This window comes from Pararoseomonas baculiformis, from assembly GCF_017813395.1.
GTDB lineage: Bacteria > Pseudomonadota > Alphaproteobacteria > Acetobacterales > Acetobacteraceae > Roseomonas > Roseomonas baculiformis.
The window spans coordinates 65,917-82,765 of the sequence record NZ_JAGIZB010000013.1 but is presented as its reverse complement, the minus strand read 5'-3'; the positions used below and the strand labels follow the sequence as shown (position 1 = coordinate 82,765).

Genomic DNA, 16,849 nt, shown 5'->3' with positions numbered 1-16,849 from the left:
CGGCGGCTAGCCTTGCGTGACGCCGCCCACGCGCATGAGGTGCTGCATGCCCACTTCCTCGGGCGAGATGCAGCCGAGCAGGGCGAGGTCCCGGTCCACCTCCTGGGACAGGATCTCGATCCCGTGCCGCACCCCGCGTTCACCACCCACCGCGGCCGCATAGAGGAAGGGGCGGCCGACAAAGACGAAATCCGCGCCCATGGCCAGCGCCTTCAGCACATCCGAGCCACGGCGGACACCGCCATCCATCATCACCACCATGTTGCCCGCGGCCGACTTCACCTCCGGCAGCGCGCGGAAGGCGGAGATGGCGCCATCGAGCTGCCGGCCGCCATGGTTCGAAACGATTACGCCATCGGCGCCCTCCTCATGGGCGCGGCGCGCATCCTCCCCGTGCAGGATGCCCTTCACGACCAGCTTGCCCTTCCAACGCTGCCGGATCTGGGCGAGGTGGGTCCAGTTCAGGTGGTCCCGCGCGCCGAAATCGCGCTCCACGTTGCGGGCGATGATGGGGGCGCCGCGCGTCGCATAGGAATTCTCGAAATGCGGCATCCCATGGTTGCGCAGCGTGCGGAACATGGTGTCCCAAAGCCAGAGGGGGCGGAGCGCGCCATCCCAGGCCAGGCGCAGGGAGGGCTTGAGCGGGGTGGAGAACCCGCTGCGCACGTTGTTCTCGCGGTTGCCCATGGTGGTCGTGTCCACCGTCAGCACCAGGGTCTCGAATCCCGCCCGTGCCACCCGGTCCACCAGCCCCGCGATCCGGTCCGGCTCGCCCGGCAGATATGCCTGGAACCAGCTCCCCGGCGCCTCGCGCGCCACCTCCTCCAGCGGGATCAGGGAGGAGCCGCTCATGATCATGGGGATGCCCGCATCCCGCGCCGCGCGGGCCAGCGCCAGATCGCCGCGATAGGCCATCATGGCGCTGATCCCCATGGGCGCGATGCCGAAGGGGGCACGGTATTCCTGGCCGAACAACGTCGTCGCCATGCTACGGCGGGATACATCGATCAGGTAGCGCGGGCGGAAGGCCCAGTCCGCGAAGACGTTGCGGTTGTCCTTCAGCGAGGAATTCGTCTCCGCCGCCCCGGCGACATAGCCGAAGAGCGGTCGCGGCAGCTTGCGGCGCGCGGCAGGCTCGAAATCATCCAGTGCCAGGATCGACCGCAACCGCCGGGGCAGGTCCTTCGAGACGCTGCGATAGACGCTCTTGGCCGGGGGAGGGACGGGGGCGGCGCCATTCGCGTCGGGCGGGGTCATGCAAGTCTCTCCAGCACGCGGTCCACGAAAAGGCCGGCGCTGCCAAGATAGGTTGATGGGTCGGTGATCCGGGCAATGGCGGCGGCATCCATGCGGGAGGCCACAGCATCGTCGCGCCCCAATGCTTCGGCGAGGGATATGCCCTCCGCCAGCGCCACGTCGCAGGCATGGTGCACGGCGTCATGCGCGGCCCCGCGCCCGAGCTTCGGGGCCAGGCCCATCATCACGGCTTCCGCCATGATGGCGCCGCCGGTCGCATCGAGATTCCGGCGCATCCGCGCCGCATCCACGGTCATGCCTTCGGCGATCTGGCGCGCCTGGTCCAGGGCGCCATGGGTCAGCAGCATCGCCTGGGGAATGGCCAGCGGCTCGGCCTGCCAGGGGCCTGTGCCGCGCTCATGGTCCAGCGCCATGGCCGAGAGGACCTGCGGCACCAGCGCATGCACGCCACGGGACTGGGCGAGCACATATTCGCAGGCGATGGGGTTCCGCTTCTGCGGCATGGTGGAGGAGCCGCCGCGCCCGGCCTCGTGCGGCTCGAACACCTCGGCGACCTCCGTCTGCATCAGCAGCATCACATCCGTCGCCATCTTCGAGAGGGCGCCGCAGAGGATGCCGCACCAGCAAACGGCCTCGGTCACGCTGTCCCGCGTCACATGCCAGGGGATTTCCGGCACGGCGAGGTCCAGCTCCCGCGCCAGCGCCTCGGCCACGGCGGGACCCTGCTCCCCCAGCGAGGCCAGCGTGCCCACGGCGCCGCCGAACTGCACCCGCAGCAGCCTGGGCAGCAGGGTGTCCAGCGTCTCCCGCGCGCGGATCAGCGGCGCGAGCCAGACGGCGCATTTGTAGCCGAAGGTGACAGGAAGCGCGTGCTGCAGATGCGTGCGCCCCGCCATCACCGTGCCCCGGTGCTCCCGCGCGCGGGCGGCGAGGGCCGTGATGGTGGCGTCCAGGTCAGCCCGGATAAGGGCGAAGGCGTCGCGCAGGGCCAGCACCAGGGCGGTGTCGAGGATGTCCTGGGTCGTCGCGCCCCAATGGGTCCATCGTGCCGCCTCCTCGCCCGCCAGAGCGCCGAGCTGCTTCACCAGCCCCACCACCGGATAGCCCGTGTTGCGCGTGGCGGCGGCGAGACTGGGCAGGTCCAGTCGTTCCGCCCGTGCCGCCTCGGTGATGGCCCGCGCGGCTTCGGGCGGCACGATGCCCAGCCCGGCCTCGGCCCGGGCCAGCGCCGCCTCCACGTCCAGCATGCGCTGGAGCAGCGCCATCTCCCCCACCACGCGCCGCATGGCCTCGGTGCCGTAGAGAACGCCCCAGACCGCGCCATCCGCCGGGTTGACCACCATGGCCGGCGGGGGCTGGCCGCTCACCGGCCTTCCTCCATCTGGGCCAGGATCTCCTTGGCGATCTTCAGCGCGTGGTTGGCCACGGGCACGCCGGCATAGGCGCCGACCTGAAGCAGCACCTCCGCGATCTCCTCGGGCGTCACGCCCGTGTTCCTTGTCGCGCGCACGTGGAGGCCGAATTCGCCTTCCCGCGCGAGGGCGGCGGTGACCGCCAGGGTCAGGAGCGAGCGCGTGTGGCGCGGCAGGCCCGGGCGGGTCCAGATCTGCCCCCAGACATTGCGGGTGATATAGTCCTGGAAGGGCGCATCCAGCGCTGTGACATTGGCCTGCGCGCGGGCGACATGCGCCGCCCCCAGCACGGCCTTGCGCACCTTCATCCCGGCGGAATGGGCATCGCCTTCCGGCAACGGGGCGAGATGGGCGCGGAGGGCATCCGTCACTGCTTCCGCGGCTTCGAAGGTCGGGATGTGGGAGACACCGGGCAGCACGGTGAGCCGCGCACCGGGAATGGCATCGCGAATGGCCGCCGCCGCCGAGACGGGGGATGCCTGGTCCAGTTCCCCGACAACAACCGTGGCGGGACCGCGCAGCTTGCCCAGGAGTCTCTCCGGGGTGGCGTCCCGCAGCGCCGCCGCCGCGGCGGCATAGCCCTGGGGCGGGGTGGCGAGCAGCATGGCCCGGAGGGCGCGGGACGAAGGCGCATCCTGGTCCACCACCCAGCGCGCCATCACGGCATCCGCCACGGTCTGCATGCCGCCGGCCTGCACGGCTTCGATCCGCGCCTGCCAGTTGGATGGCGGGGGGAACTCCATCGCCGTGTCGAGAAGGAAAAGGGAGAGCACGCGGTCCGGCTGGCTGGCCGCCATCTCCATCGCGATGCGACCGCCGATGGAGATGCCGGCCAGATGGGCGGCGGGGACGCGCAGGGCGTCCATCACCGCGAAGGCGTCCTCGGCCAGCGCGGCCATGCTGGCCTCGCCCGGAACCACGCCTGTCAGCCCATGGCCGCGAAGGTCGAAGCGGATCACGCGATGGGTGCGGGACAGGGCCTCGGCCTGCGGATCCCAGACATGCAGCCCGGTTCCCAGGCTGTGCAGCATGAGCAGCGGTGGCGCGCCGGGCGGGCCTGAGACCTGCACATGCACCGACATGTCGCGGATCGCGATGAACATCCGGCCGTTCTTCTCCCCCGCGGCGCTCCCCCTCGGGCCCCGAACCGGCCGGGGCCGCGATGGATGGAAACGCCTGCCCGAAGGCGTATCACGGCACCCGGGCGGCGCAAACCCGCGCGGCATGGAGGGGAAGGAGGCGCGCAGGCCCCATCCCGTCACACGCCCGCGACGGAAACCTGGCCGGAATCCTGCCCGCGCATCGCCCAGCCTGTCGTGCGGTTCTCGATGGCCACGGCCACCACATACATCAGCACGCCCATCACGCCGGTGACGATGAGGCCGGCGAAGACCAGCGGCACGTCGAAGCGGGAGGAGGCGAGCATCATTAGGTGCCCGATGCCCTTATTCGCCGCCACCGTCTCCGCGATGATGGAGCCGACGAAGGCCACGGTGATCGCGATCTTCAGCGAAGCGAAGAAATAGGGCATCGCCCGCGGCAGCCCGACCTTGCGGATGATGTCGGAGGGCCGGGCGCCAAGGGCGCGCAGCACGTCCCGCAGCTCCGGCTCCACGGTGGCGATGCCGGTGGCAACATTCACCACGATCGGGAAGAAGCTAATCAGGAAGGCCGTGATGACGGCCGGGATCGTACCAATCCCGAACCAGATCACCAGGATGGGCACCACCGCCACCTTCGGCACGGAGTTGAAGGCGATCAGCAGCGGGTAGAGCCCATGATAGAGCAGGGTCGAGGAGCCGATCGCCACCCCGAGCAGCAGCCCGAAGACAATCGCCAGGGCGAAGCCGATCAGCGTCGTCATCAGGGTCTGCCAGGAATTCTCCAGCAGGGGCACCCACCATTTCACCATGCTCTGCGCGATGGCGGAGGGAGCGGGAAGAATGAATGGCGGGATGTCGAACACGCGGCAAACCAGTTCCCACAGCAGGAAGGTGCCGATGATGATGAGCCAGGGCAGCGCCACCTGCAGCCGGCGCCGCCGGCGCGCAGCGGCCGCCATGGCCTCGATGCGGCGCTGCGCCGCACTTGGTCCGGAACTCCGGGAAGGGCTTTCAAACGGCATGGGGGGCCTCCTGCACGGCCGGGGCGGCCAGGGGCGGCTCCTCGCCGCGGCGCGCGGCGCTGATATGCTCGCGCAGGTCATGCACCAGCTGCTGGAAGGGCTGGGTGTAGGTGATCTCAAGGCTGCGCGGGCGTTCGAAGGGAACGCGACGCTCGGCGATGATGCGGCCGGGGCGGGCGGACATGATCAGCACGCGGTCCGCCAGGAACACCGCCTCCTTCAGGTCGTGTGTGACCAGGATCACGGTGGGCTTGAGAATGTTGCACACGCCCTGCAGCTCCACCCAGAGATCCTCGCGCGTGAAGACATCGAGCGCGCCGAAGGGCTCGTCCAGCATCAGCAGCTCGGGGTCGTGGATCAGGGCGCGGCAAAGGCTCGCGCGCTGCTGCATGCCGCCGGAAAGCTGGTGCGGCGTCTTGTCCTCGAAGCCCTTGAGCCCGACCAGGGCCAGGAGCCTGCGCGCCTTTTCCTCGTACATGGCACGCTCCGCCCGGAGGCGGCGGCGATGCGGCTCCACCACCTCCAGCGGGAGCATGACGTTCTGCAGGATCGTCCGCCAGGGCAGCATGGTGGGCGCCTGGAAGGCCATTCCGGCCATGGAGAGCGGCCCGTCCACCTCCTTCCCCGCCACGATCACGCTGCCGGCCGAGCAGGGCCAGAGCCCCGTCACCAGCCGCATCAGCGTGGACTTGCCGCAGCCCGAGGGGCCGACAACCGCCACGAACTCGCCCTTTGCGATCCGCATGGAGGTGCCGCGGAGCGCCAAGGTGCCCTCCGCCCCGCCATACCGCATGGAGACATCGTCGATCTCCACGAAGGGTCTTTCCAACCCACCCATACTCCACCCAGCCTTTCCGTCCGCCGCGCCCTTGCCCGGGGCGGGCCTGCCTGGCGCCCCGAGCCGCCGATTCCGGCGGGTTCCTAGCAAAGCCCGCGCCATGAGGGGTAATCCAAAGCGCTCCGGCGGGCTTGGCAGCGGCCCCAGGCGGACCCAATCTGCCGATACCCCCATACCCGAGGACGCGCCATGCCGGTCGAGGACATCTCCCCCCAGGATAGCTACGAGGTAATCAAGGCCGATCCGGACGCCGTGCTGGTGGATGTGCGCACCGATGCCGAATGGAACTTCGTCGGCATCCCCGACCTGTCCGAGGCGGGCAAGCAGCCCTTGCTGAACCCCTGGCAGCTCTATCCTTCCATGCAGGTGAACGGCGCCTTCGTGGAGGGGCTGCGGCGGGCCGGGGTGACGCCGCTGAGCAAGATCTACTTCCTGTGCCGGTCCGGCGCCCGCTCCCTGGCGGCTGCCCAGGCGGCCCAGGCTGCGGGATTCCCGCACGCCTTCAACGTGTCTGACGGCTTCGAAGGCCCGGTCGATGCGGAAGGACACCGGGGAAGCGTCTCGGGATGGAAGGCCAGCGGCCTGCCCTGGCGGCAGCGCTGAACCCGGCGGCGCTGCTCGGTCCGCGGGGTCGCTGAGGCAGGCCGGGAGGGGGTGTCCCCACCTCCCGGCACGCGCCAGGCGCCCGGATCACTCCACCCGGATATTCGCCCGCCGGGCCACCTCGCCCCAGCGGCGGGTCTGCTCGGCCACGAAGTCCCGGAACTGGTCCGGTGAGAGGGTGCCGGCGGTGATCCCCAGCTCCTCGAAGCGGGCGCGGACTTCGGGGCTCGCCAGCGCCGCCAGGGCCTCGCGGTTCAGGCGCTCCACGATCGGGCGGGGCGTGGCGGCCGGGGCGAAGAGCCCGTGCCAGGAGACGCTCTCGAAGCCCGGCAGGGTCTCGGCGATGGTCGGCACGTCGGGCGCCTGCGGAACGCGCTGCAGGCTTCCCACACCGAGCGGGCGCACGCGGCCCTCCTTGGCATGCGGCCAGCCGGAGGAGAAGTTGTCGAAGGCCATGGGCAGCGTGCCGCCCAGGATGTCGGTCATGATCTGGCCGCTGCCGCGATAGGGCACGTGGACGGCATCGGTCCCGGTCAGCTGGGTGAACAGCTCACCCGCCAGGTGGATGGAGGTGCCGACGCCGGATGAGCCGTAGTTGATCTGCCCCGGGCGCTGCTTCATCAGCGCGATCAGCTCCTGCACGTTCCGCGCGGGCACGTTGTTCGAGACCACCAGCATGTTCGGCTGGCTGCCGAGCAGCGCGAGGGGGGCGAAGTCCTTCAGGTTGTCGAAGGGGATGCGCGGGTAGATCGAGGCATTGATTGCGTGGCTGCTGATCGTGCCCATGCAGATCGTGTAGCCGTCCGGCGCGGCCTTGGCGCAGGCCTCCGCGCCGATATTGCCGCCGGCGCCGGCGCGATTGTCCACCACGAGGGGCTGGCCAAGGCGCTTGGACATCTCCGCACCGACCAGCCGGCCGATGAGGTCCGTGGTGCCACCGGCCGCGAAGGGCACGATCATGCGGATCGGGCGGTTGGGCCAGTTATCCTGGGCAAGCGACGGCAGGGGCGCGAGGGTGAGGGCGCAGGCCATGCCGAGCAGGGCGCGACGAAGCATCGTTCTTCCTTTCCTGGGCGCCCTTCCGGGCGGCGTTCTCCGGCTGCACCCTCATCACCCCGCGGGCTCCACGTCAAGCTCTGCAATGGCAGTTTCGCAGTCAGGCAGATGAACCGGCGGCTTCCGGACGCGTTCCTTCCGGATGCCCGTGGAGAGTTCCGGTGCTCGCCCCTGACCCGACCGCCCTTTCGCCCCAGTCCCGCCTGCTGGAGGCGCATCGGCGGCTCTGCGAGGCCTATGGATGCCCCATCGCCTATTTCCACGCGCTGGAACCACTGGACGAGCTGGTCTCCTCCCTCCTGTCCCACCGGACGCGCAATGCGGACAGCGCTCGTGCCTTCCGGCAGCTTCGGGACGGTTTCCCGGGCTGGGAGGCCGTGCGGGACGCGCCGGTCGAGGCGGTGCAGGATGCGATCGCGCCCTGCACCTGGCCGGAAGCCAAGGCCCCCGCCTTGCAGCGGATCCTGCAGCTGATCACCGCGCGCCGGGGCGCCCTGGACCTGGACCATCTTGCGGATATGCCGGTGCAGCAGGCGCGGGAATGGCTGGAGTCTCTCCCGGGCGTGGGACCGAAGACCAGCGCCGCCGTGCTGTCCTTTTCCATGCTCCGCGCGCGGGCCCTGCCGGTGGACAGCCATCACCACCGGGTGGCGCAGCGCCTCGGCATCATCCCTGGCAACCTCCCGGTCGGCCCCTCGCACCGCGTGATGGAAGCGATGCTGCCGCCGGAGTGGGATGCCCAGCAGGTCTATGACCATCATGAGGTGCTGATGCTGCACGGGCAGCGAGTCTGCCACTTCCGCTCGCCGGCATGCGGGCGCTGCGTCGTGCTGGACCTGTGCCCGACCGGGCAGGCGCGCATGCGGCCTTCGCGCGATGGCGTAACAACCCCGATTGACCGCCAGCCCAACCCTGCCTAGTCCCCCCGCCCTCGGCTGCGGGGCGCTGTGCGTGACGATGAGACTGGTGATCTTCGACTTCGATGGCACGCTGGCCGACAGCGCCGCCTGGACCACACTCGCGCTGATCGACGGTGCGGAGCGGCACAACTACCGCCGCCTGGACGAGGCGGCGGTGGAGGCGCTGCGCGGCATGGACAACCGCCGCATCATCCGCGAACTCGGCGTGCCCTTCTGGAAGCTGCCCCTGATCGCGCGCGACATGCGGCGGCGCATGGCGGAGCAGGCCGGTACCATCCCACTCTTTCCCGGAACGGCCGCGATGATCGAGGCACTGGCGGCGCGCGGCGCCGTGCTCGCCATCGTTTCCTCCAACAGCGAGGAGAATGTGCGCCGCATCCTGGGGGATGCCCTGTCGCGCCGAATGGCGCTGATGGAATGTGGCGCCTCCATCTTCGGCAAGGGGCGCCGCCTGCGCCGGGCCCTGCGCCGCGCCGGCTTCGCACCGGGGCAGGCCATCGGGATCGGCGACGAGGCGCGGGATATCGAGGCCGCCCGCCAGGCCGGCATCGTCGCCGGGGCGGTCAGCTGGGGCTATGCCAGCCGCGGCCTGCTCGAATCCTGCCGCCCGGACATGATCTTCGACCGGATGGAGGAAGTGGCGGAGCGGCTGTACCCGGTCAGCCCCGGGCCGTCAGAACCGCCCGGTTTTCCAGCCGTGACAGGAGCCGCACCACCGGCCAGAGGATGATGAAGTAGGCCAGCGCGGCCGCGACGATGGGTGAGGCATTGTAGGTCACGCTCTGCGCCTGCCTCGCCTGGAACAGGAGCTCCGGCACGGCCACCACCGAGGCGATGGAGGTGAGCTTCACCACCTCCAGCGTGTTTGAGACGAGGTCCGGCAGCACGTTCCGCACGGCCTGCGGGATCACCACGAGCCAGAGCGCCAGCGCGGGGCGCAGCCCCAGGGCGCGCGCGGCCTCCATCTGCCCGGGTGGCACGCTGTCCAGCCCCGCTCGCAGCACCTCGCCGTAATACGATCCGGTGTTGAGGAAGAAGGCGAGGGCCACAGCGCCCCAGGGCCCGAGATCCACACCCAGGAAGGGCAGGCCGGCATAGAGGAAGATGAGCAGCACCAGCGGCGGCAGCGCGCGGAAGGTGTCGGTCCAGACCGCCAGCGGCCATCGCACCCATCGGCTGGAGGCGCGCGAGAGCAGGGCGATGGCCATGCCGTGCAGCAATCCGAGCGGCACCACGATGGCCGCGAGCAGCAGGGTCTGCAGAAGGCCCCGCCACAGGATCGGCATGGCCCGGCGAATGATGTCCAGGTTCAGGAAGGAATCGACGAAGTCCTCGAACACCGTTTTCTCCTCAGCGCCCGGGGATCGTCACGTGCCGCTCGATCCAGCGGCCGGCACCAACCACGGGCAGGAAGAGCAGGGCATAGGCGATGGCGCCGAGCGTGAGCGGCGACGGATTGCCGGAGAAGGCCATGGCGGATTGCGCGGCGCCCAGGATTTCCGCCACCCCGACCACGGAAGCGAGGGCCGTGCCCTTGGTGATCGCGATGGTCCGATTGGTGAGCGGCGGCACCACCATCCGCACGGCCTGGGGCAGCACGATCCGGAACAGGATCGGCAGGAAACGCAGGCCGAGTGCCTTGCCGGCGTCCCACTGCCCCTTGGGCGTGGCCGTGATGCCGGCCCAGAAGATCTCCTCAGAGAAGGCCGCGAGGACGAGGGAGAGCGAGAGCCAGGTCGCCCAGAAGCCCGAAAGCGAGATCCCCATCCCGGGCAGGCCAAAATAGAGCAGGACGATGATCACCAGCGGCGGGAGCGCCCGGAAGAGATCGACGAAGAAGACGATCCCCCAGTTCAGCACGCGCAGCCCCATGGCCCGCAGCACCGCCAGCCCCAGCCCCAGGGCCAGCCCCGCCACCACGATCAGCGCTGCCAGGGCCACGGTGAGCACGAAGCCCTCCGCGATCTTGGGCAGCCACTCTGCCATCACCTTCGCGTTGAGGAAGGTGAAGGCGAATCCGTCCAGTCCCCCCATCTCGGGCTACGCGTCCTCAGCTGCAGCGGGGCTCGTGCGGGGTCGGGTCGTAGCCGGGCAGGCCAGGCACGCCATAGCCGGGGAAGATGGTGTTCTCGGCATCATCCGCGGCCGGCTTCGCGCCGAACCACTTCTCAGAGAGCTGGGCGATGAAGCCGTCCTTCTTCATGCATTCCAGCACGTTCTCCACCTGGTTCCGCAGTTCCACGTTGTCCCGGCGGAACGGGGCGGCCCAATGGGCGCGGGTCTCGCGGATGGAGAAATCGGGAACAAGGTTGCGCTGCTGGCTGGCCGCGTACTTCACCACGGTATTGCCCGCCAGAACCGCATAGGCCCGGCCCGACACCACGGCCTGCACCGCATCCGGGTTTGAATCATAGGTCTGGAAGGTGAAGCCCAGGCGCTCGGCATTCTGCTGGGCCCAGGCGTCATAAGCGCTGCCCTTGTTCACGGCGATCACCTTGCCGCGCAGCTCGTCCAGGCTGCGGATCGGGGCATTGCCGCGGCGGATGCCGAACTGGAACTCGGTGTAGAGATAGCCCTCGGCGAAGAGCATGCCCTCGGCCCGCTCACGCGTCACAGTCACGGGCGCAGCGAGGAAGTCATACCGGCCCGCATTCAGGGCCGGGACAAGGCCCGAGAAGGATGCGCTGTCGATCGTGATCTCGCGGCCCATGCGGCGCGCGACCTCGCGGAACAGGTCCACGTTGAAGCCCTGAACCCCGCCTTCCAGCCGCGGGAAGGCGTGCGGGGCGAAGGTGCCGTCCACCGCGGTGCGGAGCGGCGGGCCGCCCTGGGCCAGCGCGGGTTGGGAGATGGCCGGAAGGGCAGCCAGCACGGTGGCGAGGAGGAGGCGGCGCATTCGGGGATCCTTGCGGGATTCGGCGGTGGCGGACCATGGCATGCGCTACCGCGGCGGGGGAGGGGGCGCGGACGCGAAGATTGCCCCGATCTTGCCACCTTTAGGTCGCCGCTTCGCCGCGGAGCGGGTGTTTAAGCCATGGTGTCGCCCGCCACCAAGCGCGGGCCGGAGGCTCCACCATGGACCGCATCGCTCTGGGCCTGATCGCTTCGGGTCTTTTCCTCATCCTTGGCATCGTCGTCAGCGTGCTCGGTGGCACGCCGACAGGCACAAGTTCGACCTATGCCGCGCTGGGCGCCGCCTTCTCGGGCAGCGCGATCGTCGCGGGCCTCGCCATCCTCGAGCGCCGGGCCTTCGCGCCCGCCGGGCGCATCCGCGCCTGACCCCTGCGGCCCTGGGGCACCGCCCCCGCGGCCCAATCCAGACACCATCGGGCCGCCGGGGAGAGATCCCTAGCGGCCCGAACTGTTTCTGCGGCCGCGTGTTCCGGCCGCTCTCAGGCCTTTTCCGGATACAGGGCGGCCAATCCCGCCTCGCTCGCGTCGCAGCGGCCCCGCTCGGTGATAAGCCCCGTCACCAGCCGGGCCGGGGTCACGTCGAATGCGGGGTTCGCGGCCGGAGTTCCCTCGGCCGCCACGCGGACCGTCACGACGCTGCCGTCCGGCAGGCGCCCGGTCGCATCCGTGACCTCGGTGCCCGAGCGCTCCTCGATGGGGATCTCGGCCATGCCGTCGCGCACGCTCATGTCCAGGGTGGAGTGGGGCAGGGCCACCCAGAAGGGAACGTCATTGTCCCTGGCGGCCAGTGCCTTGAGATAGGTGCCGATCTTGTTGGCCACGTCGCCCTGCCGTGTCACGCGGTCCGTGCCGACCAGCACGATATCCACCAGTCCACGCTGCATCAGATGCCCGCCGGCATTGTCCGCCACCAAGGTGTGGGGCACGCCATGCGCCCCCAGTTCCCAGGCAGTGAGCGCCGCGCCCTGGTTGCGCGGCCGGGTCTCGTCCACCCAGACATGCACGTCCAGGCCAAGGTCATGCGCCTGGTAGATGGGCGAGAGCGCGGTGCCGAAATCCACGGTGGCGATCCAGCCGGCATTGCAATGGGTGAGCACACGAACCGGCTCCCCGGCCGGCTTGCGCGCGGCGATCTCCTGCAGCAGCTCCAGCCCGTGCTGGCCGATCCGCCGGTTCGTCTCCACATCGTCGTCGCAGATGGCCGCGGCCTCGGCATAGGCCGCCTCGGCACGTCGCTCGGGAGGATGGTTGCGCACCGCCGCGCAGATCCGGTCCAGCGCCCATTTCAGGTTCACCGCCGTCGGCCGCGTCTCGTTCAGCATGGCGGCCATCCTCTCGAGATTCTCGATCGAGGGATCGCGGCGCAGCGCCATGGCCAGGCCATAGGCGCCAACTGCCCCGATCAGCGGCGCACCGCGAACCTGCATGGAACGGATGGCATGGGCGACCTGCTCTTCATCCGAGAGGACCAGTTCCTCCACGGCCCAGGGCAGCTTCGTCTGGTCGAAGATGCGGATGGAGTGGCCGTCCGCGTCAAGCCAGACGCTGCGGAAGGGTTTGCCGTTGATCTTCATGGGAAAGGGTCTCTGGGCGTCAGATCCGTTGGTGCAGGGCGCAGACCAGGGTGAAAAGGCGCCGTGCCGTCTCGAAATCGAGCGTGACCCGGCCCTGCAGCCTTTCCTGCAGCAGTTCCGCGGCCTCGTTGTGCAATCCGCGCCGCCCCATGTCGATGGCCTGGATCCGGGCTTCGGCGGCACCCTCCGTCACGGCCTGCTCGTGCCCGTCAATCACCATTTGGTAGTCCTTGATCAGCCGCCGGAAGGGGCCGAGGGCAAGGAGATAGGCGTGCAGGGGGGCATCCCCGGCATCGCGCACATCGAGGAGAAGCCTGCCTTCCCGCAGCGCGAGGTGCAGCACATAGGGCCCGGGCGGCAGCCCGGCGGGGGCGAAGCGATTGCCGGCCAGAAGGTCGGCCACTGCCTGCTGCCGGTCCGCCTCGGCGAAGGCAGAAGGAAGCGGCGCCTGTTCCGGCAATTCGATCCGGACGATGTCGCAGAGAGACAGGGCGGTTTCGGCCAGGGGCGCCTCGCTCATCATGACTGCGGGCCGGGCGGCGGCATCTGGCCGTGATTGGGGTGGTCCCGGTCCGCGAAGCCGAGCCGCATCATCCAGCCGACCACCCCGCCCTTTACCGGGCGAAGGAGAAGGGTGCAGACCACGGCGAAAAGGGGCAGCCACACGACCATGTGCAGCCACATCGGAGGCTCATAGGCCCGTTCGATCCAGAAGATCGGCGGCAGGAGGATATGGCCGGCTATGAAGATGACGATGTAGGGCGGCGCATCGTCGGCCCGCAGCAGGCCGAGCGGCGCATGGCAGACCTCGCATTCCGGCGCCACCGTGAGAAAGCCACTGAATACCCGTCCCTGGCCGCAAACGGGGCAGCGATTGGCCACGCCCCGGCGGATGGCGGTCAGCATGGAGGGCTGCTCGACAGCCTCGGCCTTGAGGGCGGAGTCCGGGCGCCAGGTGGTCGTGGCCTCGGGCTGGCCTTGCTGGGTGGGCATTGAAGCGGTCCTCCCGGGACGGGGTATCAACGTGCCCCGCCAGGCTTTGTTGCGATGCAATATGGGGCCGTGCCCCGACCTGGGCAAGCACCGCAGGGCCGGGCCCGCCCTTGCCCGGCGCGCGGGCGGCCGCCACCATCGCCAGATGGAACGCCGTATCCTCGTCATCAACCCGAACAGGGACCGCGCCTGCACCGCCGGCATCGCTGCCGCTGTCGCACCCTTTGCCCGCCCAGGCCACGCGCGGTTCGACACCATCGCGCTGGAGGAGGGCCCGCCCGCGATCGCGAGCTGGCGGGACTGGTTCTCGGTCGCCCTTCCGCTCTGCGCCGCTGTCCAGGCCGAAGCCGCGGATGCCTATGTGATCGCCTGCGTCTCCGATCCCGGCATCGACGCCGTGCGCGAGGTGACGGACCGGCCGGTGCTCGGGCCCTTCCGTGCGGCCGTGCTGGCGGCCATGGCCCGTGCGGACCGTTTCGGCGTCATCGCCTTCGTGGAAGCGAGCAAGGCCCGGCAACGCCGTGTTCTTCTCTCCCTCGGCGTCGAAGGGCGGATGGCAGGGACGGAGGCACTGAACCTGCCCATGACGGCCTTGACCGATCCCGAAGCTCCCCGCGCCGCGCTGGTGCGGGCGGGGCGGCGCCTGGTGGAGGCGGGGAGCGGCGCCGTGGTGCTGGGCTGCGCCGGTATGGCGGGCCACCAGACCTTCCTGGAAAAGGAACTGGGCGTCCCCGTCATCGAGCCCTGCGCCGCCGCGGCCGCCCAGGCGCTGCTCGCCATCGCCTGAACCAAAAGCGGCCCGGCCGCTTAGGGCAGGGCCGTTCTTCTCATCCGAACCGGGTTCAGCGCACGGCAATGCTGCGGTTCGAAGCCTCCCGCGTGAACTGAGCCTCGGCCAGCCGGGCGCGCTCCCGCTGCCAGTACTCGCGCCGCATGTCGCGTGCCTGGCGCTCGCGCTCCTGGATCACGGCGCCGGCATCGGCCTTTGGAGCATCGGCCCGCGCCAGGCGGGACAGCATGTTGCCGAAGATCCCATCATTCGCCTGCGCCTGCGGGACGGCGAAGCCTACAGAGGCCGCAAGGGCGAGGGCGAAAAGGCCGCGTGTCATGTCAGTGTTCTCCTGCCACCGAAACGCGCGCCTCTCCCTCCAGGTTGCCGCTCAGCGGCGGCGCTGCTCATCCAGGCGGCGGCGCTCCTCCGCGATCCGCCGCTGCTGCTCCTGAAGCTGCCGGTCCCGCTCGGCCAGCTCGCGGTCCCGTCGGGACTCCCGCTCGCGCTCGTAGCGGGCGCGCTCGCGCGGGGACATCTGCTCGTCGCGGCGGTCATAGCCCCGGTCGTCGCGCCGGCGATCATCCGCCCGGCGGTCATCTTCCGCGCGGCGACGCTCTCGCTCATCGGTCCAGCGGCGTTCCTCCCCGCTGTCGCGCCGTGCCTCGTCGCGGCGGCGGCGCTCCTCTTCCTCCGCCCGCCGGCGTTGGTCTTCCGGGCTGTCGGTGAATTGCCGGAGCACGTCGAGAAGCTGGCGGCTGCCATCCTGCGCCCGTGCTTCCGGCGCCGCACCCAGTGCGGCAAGGGCCAATGTGGCGGACAGCAGACCTCGGCGCAGCATGGCATTCTCCAGAGGGATCGGCTCCGGGGCAGAGCCGTCTTCCTGCACAAAACGCCGTGGCGGTGTCCCTGTTGCGGCGGGCACGTGGCCGAAGCGCGGCGCCGTCAGCGCTGCGGGTTGTCGCTGAGCAGCGGGATGCTCGTGGCGCCCGGCGCGTTCGGCGCGACGGCGCGCGGCACCACGCGGTCCGGCGTCAGGGTCGTGCGCTGGCGGTTCATGTCGTCCACCAGAGCCGGCGTCCCGGCCCCACCGGTCTCGAGATCGCGGGCGACATCCGCCACGCGATCCTGGCGCTGGTCCTGCTCAACCTGGCGCGCCGCCTCACGCTGCGCGGGGCTGGCGGCCATGGCAGGGACCAGCGCGGCAGGAGCCGCGAGAAGGGAAAGAACAAGGACGACAGGGCGCATGGGGGTACCTCCACCGCCACAACGCCCCGTGGCGCTCCCGGGTTGTGGGAAGGTTCAGCCCGCGCCGGGGTGCCACTCCGCCGGAGCTTCCGCACCGGTCTGACCGGTGATCCGGCCATAGGCCTCGACCCGCCGGTGGGCCGCGAAGTTGAAGATGGTCTCCCGGCCCAGGCGGCACATCTCCAGGTCGCAATCGGCTGTGATCAGCTCATCGTCCCAGGAGGTCGCCTGGGCCACGATCTCGCCCTGCGGGTTCACGATGATGGAATGGCCGAACAGCTCATGGCCGTCCTCCACCCCGCCCTTCGCGGTGGCGACGGCGAAGGTGGCGTTCTGGTAGCAGCCGGACTGGATCGAGAGATGGGAGTGCAGCACGCGCAGGTGATGCGCCTCGAAGCCGCGATTGTCCTGGTTCAGGCTGGGCGTGTTGTAGCCGAGCATCACCAGCTCCACGCTTTGCAGGCCCAGCACGCGCCAGGCCTCCGGCCAGCGGCGATCATTGCAGATGAGCATGCCGACATTCACCGGCCCCGCGCCGCCCACCGGCGCGCGAACCACGGGGAAGCCGAGATCGCCCACCTCGAAATAGCGCTTCTCCAGGTGCTGGACCTTGCGGTTCGGATCGTATTCCGCATGGCCGGGCAGGTGCACCTTCCGGTACTTCAGCGCGATCTCACCCGAAGGGTGAACGAAGACGGCGGTGTTGAAGCGGCGCCCCTCCGGCGTCTTCTCCGCATAGCCGAGATGGAAGGCGATGCCGTATTTGCGCGCGGCCTCGAAGAGCGGCGCCGTCTCGTTGGAGGGGAGGGCGGATTCGTACCAGTTGTCGGCGGCCGCCACATCCTCCTCGTACCAGCGCGGAAAGAAGGTGGTCAGCGCGAGTTCAGGGAAGACCACCACTTCCACGCCGCGCTGATGCGCGCGCTCCATCAGCCGCACCATGCGCCCGACCGCGACATCGCGGCCCTCCGCCTTCTGGATTGGGCCGAGCTGGGCGGCGGCGACGGTCAGGCGGCGGGCCATGCGATGGTTCCTGTATGATGCCGAGGGAAAGGCGCTGCGCACATTATATATGTGCGATCGCCGGAACAGCCCGGAACGGTCGTTCGACTGGTTGCGCCGGTCGCGGCCATCGCCATTC

At 69.9% G+C, this 16,849-nt stretch carries 21 protein-coding genes; 5 read left to right on the top strand and 16 right to left on the bottom strand.

What is annotated here, in order from left to right; translation table 11 throughout:
- Positions 1-6: 6 nt before the first annotated feature.
- The 5 genes from J8J14_RS14745 to J8J14_RS14725 form a co-directional block, all read right to left on the bottom strand.
- Positions 7-1,257: an alpha-hydroxy acid oxidase gene (locus J8J14_RS14745; protein ID WP_209380293.1), complete on the bottom strand. Its 1,251-nt coding sequence runs from the start codon at positions 1,255-1,257 to the stop codon at positions 7-9.
- Entirely contained in the window at positions 1,254-2,624 is a 1,371-nt protein-coding gene (gene pcaB, locus J8J14_RS14740; RefSeq protein WP_342452454.1) for a 3-carboxy-cis,cis-muconate cycloisomerase, read from the bottom strand. The genes J8J14_RS14745 and pcaB overlap by 4 nt, the downstream gene beginning before the upstream one ends.
- Positions 2,621-3,772 (bottom strand): bifunctional 3-oxoadipate enol-lactonase/4-carboxymuconolactone decarboxylase PcaDC, encoded by a 1,152-nt coding sequence (gene pcaDC, locus J8J14_RS14735; protein ID WP_209380292.1) that lies wholly within the window; start codon positions 3,770-3,772, stop codon positions 2,621-2,623. Before pcaDC ends, pcaB begins: the two co-directional genes overlap by 4 nt.
- A gap of 155 nt (positions 3,773-3,927) precedes the next feature.
- The gene (locus J8J14_RS14730; protein WP_209380291.1) at positions 3,928-4,794 is read right to left on the bottom strand and encodes an ABC transporter permease; all 867 of its coding nucleotides are present in this window, start codon (positions 4,792-4,794) and stop codon (positions 3,928-3,930) included.
- Entirely contained in the window at positions 4,784-5,632 is an 849-nt protein-coding gene (locus tag J8J14_RS14725; RefSeq protein WP_209380290.1) for an ABC transporter ATP-binding protein, read from the bottom strand. Before J8J14_RS14725 ends, J8J14_RS14730 begins: the two co-directional genes overlap by 11 nt.
- Before the next feature lie 189 nt (positions 5,633-5,821).
- Here J8J14_RS14725 and J8J14_RS14720 point away from each other — a divergent pair, with 189 nt between their 5' ends.
- A complete protein-coding gene (locus J8J14_RS14720; RefSeq protein ID WP_209380289.1) occupies positions 5,822-6,235 on the top strand; it encodes a rhodanese-like domain-containing protein in 414 nt (137 codons plus the stop codon).
- 87 nt (positions 6,236-6,322) lie between these two features.
- Here J8J14_RS14720 and J8J14_RS14715 read toward each other — a convergent pair whose 3' ends face one another.
- Complete coding sequence (locus J8J14_RS14715) at positions 6,323-7,291, bottom strand: Bug family tripartite tricarboxylate transporter substrate binding protein (RefSeq protein WP_209380288.1); 969 nt, start codon at positions 7,289-7,291, stop codon at positions 6,323-6,325.
- A gap of 161 nt (positions 7,292-7,452) precedes the next feature.
- Here J8J14_RS14715 and J8J14_RS14710 point away from each other — a divergent pair, with 161 nt between their 5' ends.
- Positions 7,453-8,211 carry an endonuclease III domain-containing protein gene (locus J8J14_RS14710; protein ID WP_209380287.1) on the top strand — a complete coding sequence of 253 codons (759 nt, stop codon included), beginning with the start codon at positions 7,453-7,455 and terminating at the stop codon, positions 8,209-8,211.
- Positions 8,212-8,248: 37 nt separating this feature from the next.
- A complete protein-coding gene (locus J8J14_RS14705) occupies positions 8,249-8,941 on the top strand; it encodes an HAD hydrolase-like protein (RefSeq protein WP_209380342.1) in 693 nt (230 codons plus the stop codon).
- Here J8J14_RS14705 and J8J14_RS14700 read toward each other — a convergent pair.
- Genes J8J14_RS14700 through J8J14_RS14690 form a run of 3 tightly spaced genes read right to left on the bottom strand, consistent with a single transcriptional unit; the run spans position 8,871 to position 11,107 of the window.
- Entirely contained in the window at positions 8,871-9,551 is a 681-nt protein-coding gene (locus tag J8J14_RS14700; protein ID WP_342452453.1) for an amino acid ABC transporter permease, read from the bottom strand. The two genes, J8J14_RS14705 and J8J14_RS14700, sit on opposite strands and share 71 nt — an antisense overlap.
- Positions 9,552-9,561: 10 nt before the next feature.
- The gene (locus J8J14_RS14695) at positions 9,562-10,245 is read right to left on the bottom strand and encodes an amino acid ABC transporter permease (protein WP_209380286.1); all 684 of its coding nucleotides are present in this window, start codon (positions 10,243-10,245) and stop codon (positions 9,562-9,564) included.
- Positions 10,246-10,261: 16 nt separating this feature from the next.
- Positions 10,262-11,107: a transporter substrate-binding domain-containing protein gene (locus J8J14_RS14690; RefSeq protein ID WP_209380285.1), complete on the bottom strand. Its 846-nt coding sequence runs from the start codon at positions 11,105-11,107 to the stop codon at positions 10,262-10,264.
- Positions 11,108-11,286: 179 nt separating this feature from the next.
- Between J8J14_RS14690 and J8J14_RS14685 the strand changes: the two genes are divergently transcribed.
- The gene (locus J8J14_RS14685; RefSeq protein ID WP_209380284.1) at positions 11,287-11,490 is read left to right on the top strand and encodes a hypothetical protein; all 204 of its coding nucleotides are present in this window, start codon (positions 11,287-11,289) and stop codon (positions 11,488-11,490) included.
- Positions 11,491-11,603: 113 nt separating this feature from the next.
- On the opposite strand, the gene mtnA is transcribed toward J8J14_RS14685, so the two are convergent.
- From mtnA to J8J14_RS14670, 3 genes are read right to left on the bottom strand one after another with little or no spacing between them, the layout of a single operon-like run.
- A complete protein-coding gene (mtnA, locus tag J8J14_RS14680; RefSeq protein ID WP_209380283.1) occupies positions 11,604-12,698 on the bottom strand; it encodes an S-methyl-5-thioribose-1-phosphate isomerase in 1,095 nt (364 codons plus the stop codon).
- Between the two features lie 19 nt (positions 12,699-12,717).
- Positions 12,718-13,218 (bottom strand): UPF0262 family protein, encoded by a 501-nt coding sequence (locus J8J14_RS14675; RefSeq protein WP_209380282.1) that lies wholly within the window; start codon positions 13,216-13,218, stop codon positions 12,718-12,720.
- Positions 13,218-13,691 carry a DUF983 domain-containing protein gene (locus J8J14_RS14670; protein WP_245215797.1) on the bottom strand — a complete coding sequence of 158 codons (474 nt, stop codon included), beginning with the start codon at positions 13,689-13,691 and terminating at the stop codon, positions 13,218-13,220. Before J8J14_RS14670 ends, J8J14_RS14675 begins: the two co-directional genes overlap by 1 nt.
- A gap of 145 nt (positions 13,692-13,836) precedes the next feature.
- On the opposite strand from J8J14_RS14670, the gene J8J14_RS14665 reads away from it, so the two are divergent.
- Positions 13,837-14,478, top strand: coding sequence for an aspartate/glutamate racemase family protein (locus J8J14_RS14665; RefSeq protein WP_209380281.1), 642 nt, complete (start codon positions 13,837-13,839; stop codon positions 14,476-14,478).
- A 55-nt stretch (positions 14,479-14,533) separates the two neighbouring features.
- Here the strand turns inward: J8J14_RS14665 and J8J14_RS14660 are convergent, their stop codons facing one another.
- The 4 genes from J8J14_RS14660 to J8J14_RS14645 form a co-directional block, all read right to left on the bottom strand.
- Positions 14,534-14,800: a hypothetical protein gene (locus J8J14_RS14660; protein ID WP_209380280.1), complete on the bottom strand. Its 267-nt coding sequence runs from the start codon at positions 14,798-14,800 to the stop codon at positions 14,534-14,536.
- A 51-nt stretch (positions 14,801-14,851) separates the two neighbouring features.
- Positions 14,852-15,301, bottom strand: coding sequence for a hypothetical protein (locus tag J8J14_RS14655; RefSeq protein WP_209380279.1), 450 nt, complete (start codon positions 15,299-15,301; stop codon positions 14,852-14,854).
- 104 nt (positions 15,302-15,405) lie between these two features.
- Positions 15,406-15,708, bottom strand: a complete 303-nt coding sequence (locus J8J14_RS14650; protein ID WP_209380278.1) for a hypothetical protein — start codon at positions 15,706-15,708, stop codon at positions 15,406-15,408.
- A gap of 54 nt (positions 15,709-15,762) precedes the next feature.
- Positions 15,763-16,731, bottom strand: a complete 969-nt coding sequence (locus J8J14_RS14645; RefSeq protein WP_209380277.1) for an N-carbamoyl-D-amino-acid hydrolase — start codon at positions 16,729-16,731, stop codon at positions 15,763-15,765.
- Positions 16,732-16,849: the final 118 nt, after the last annotated feature.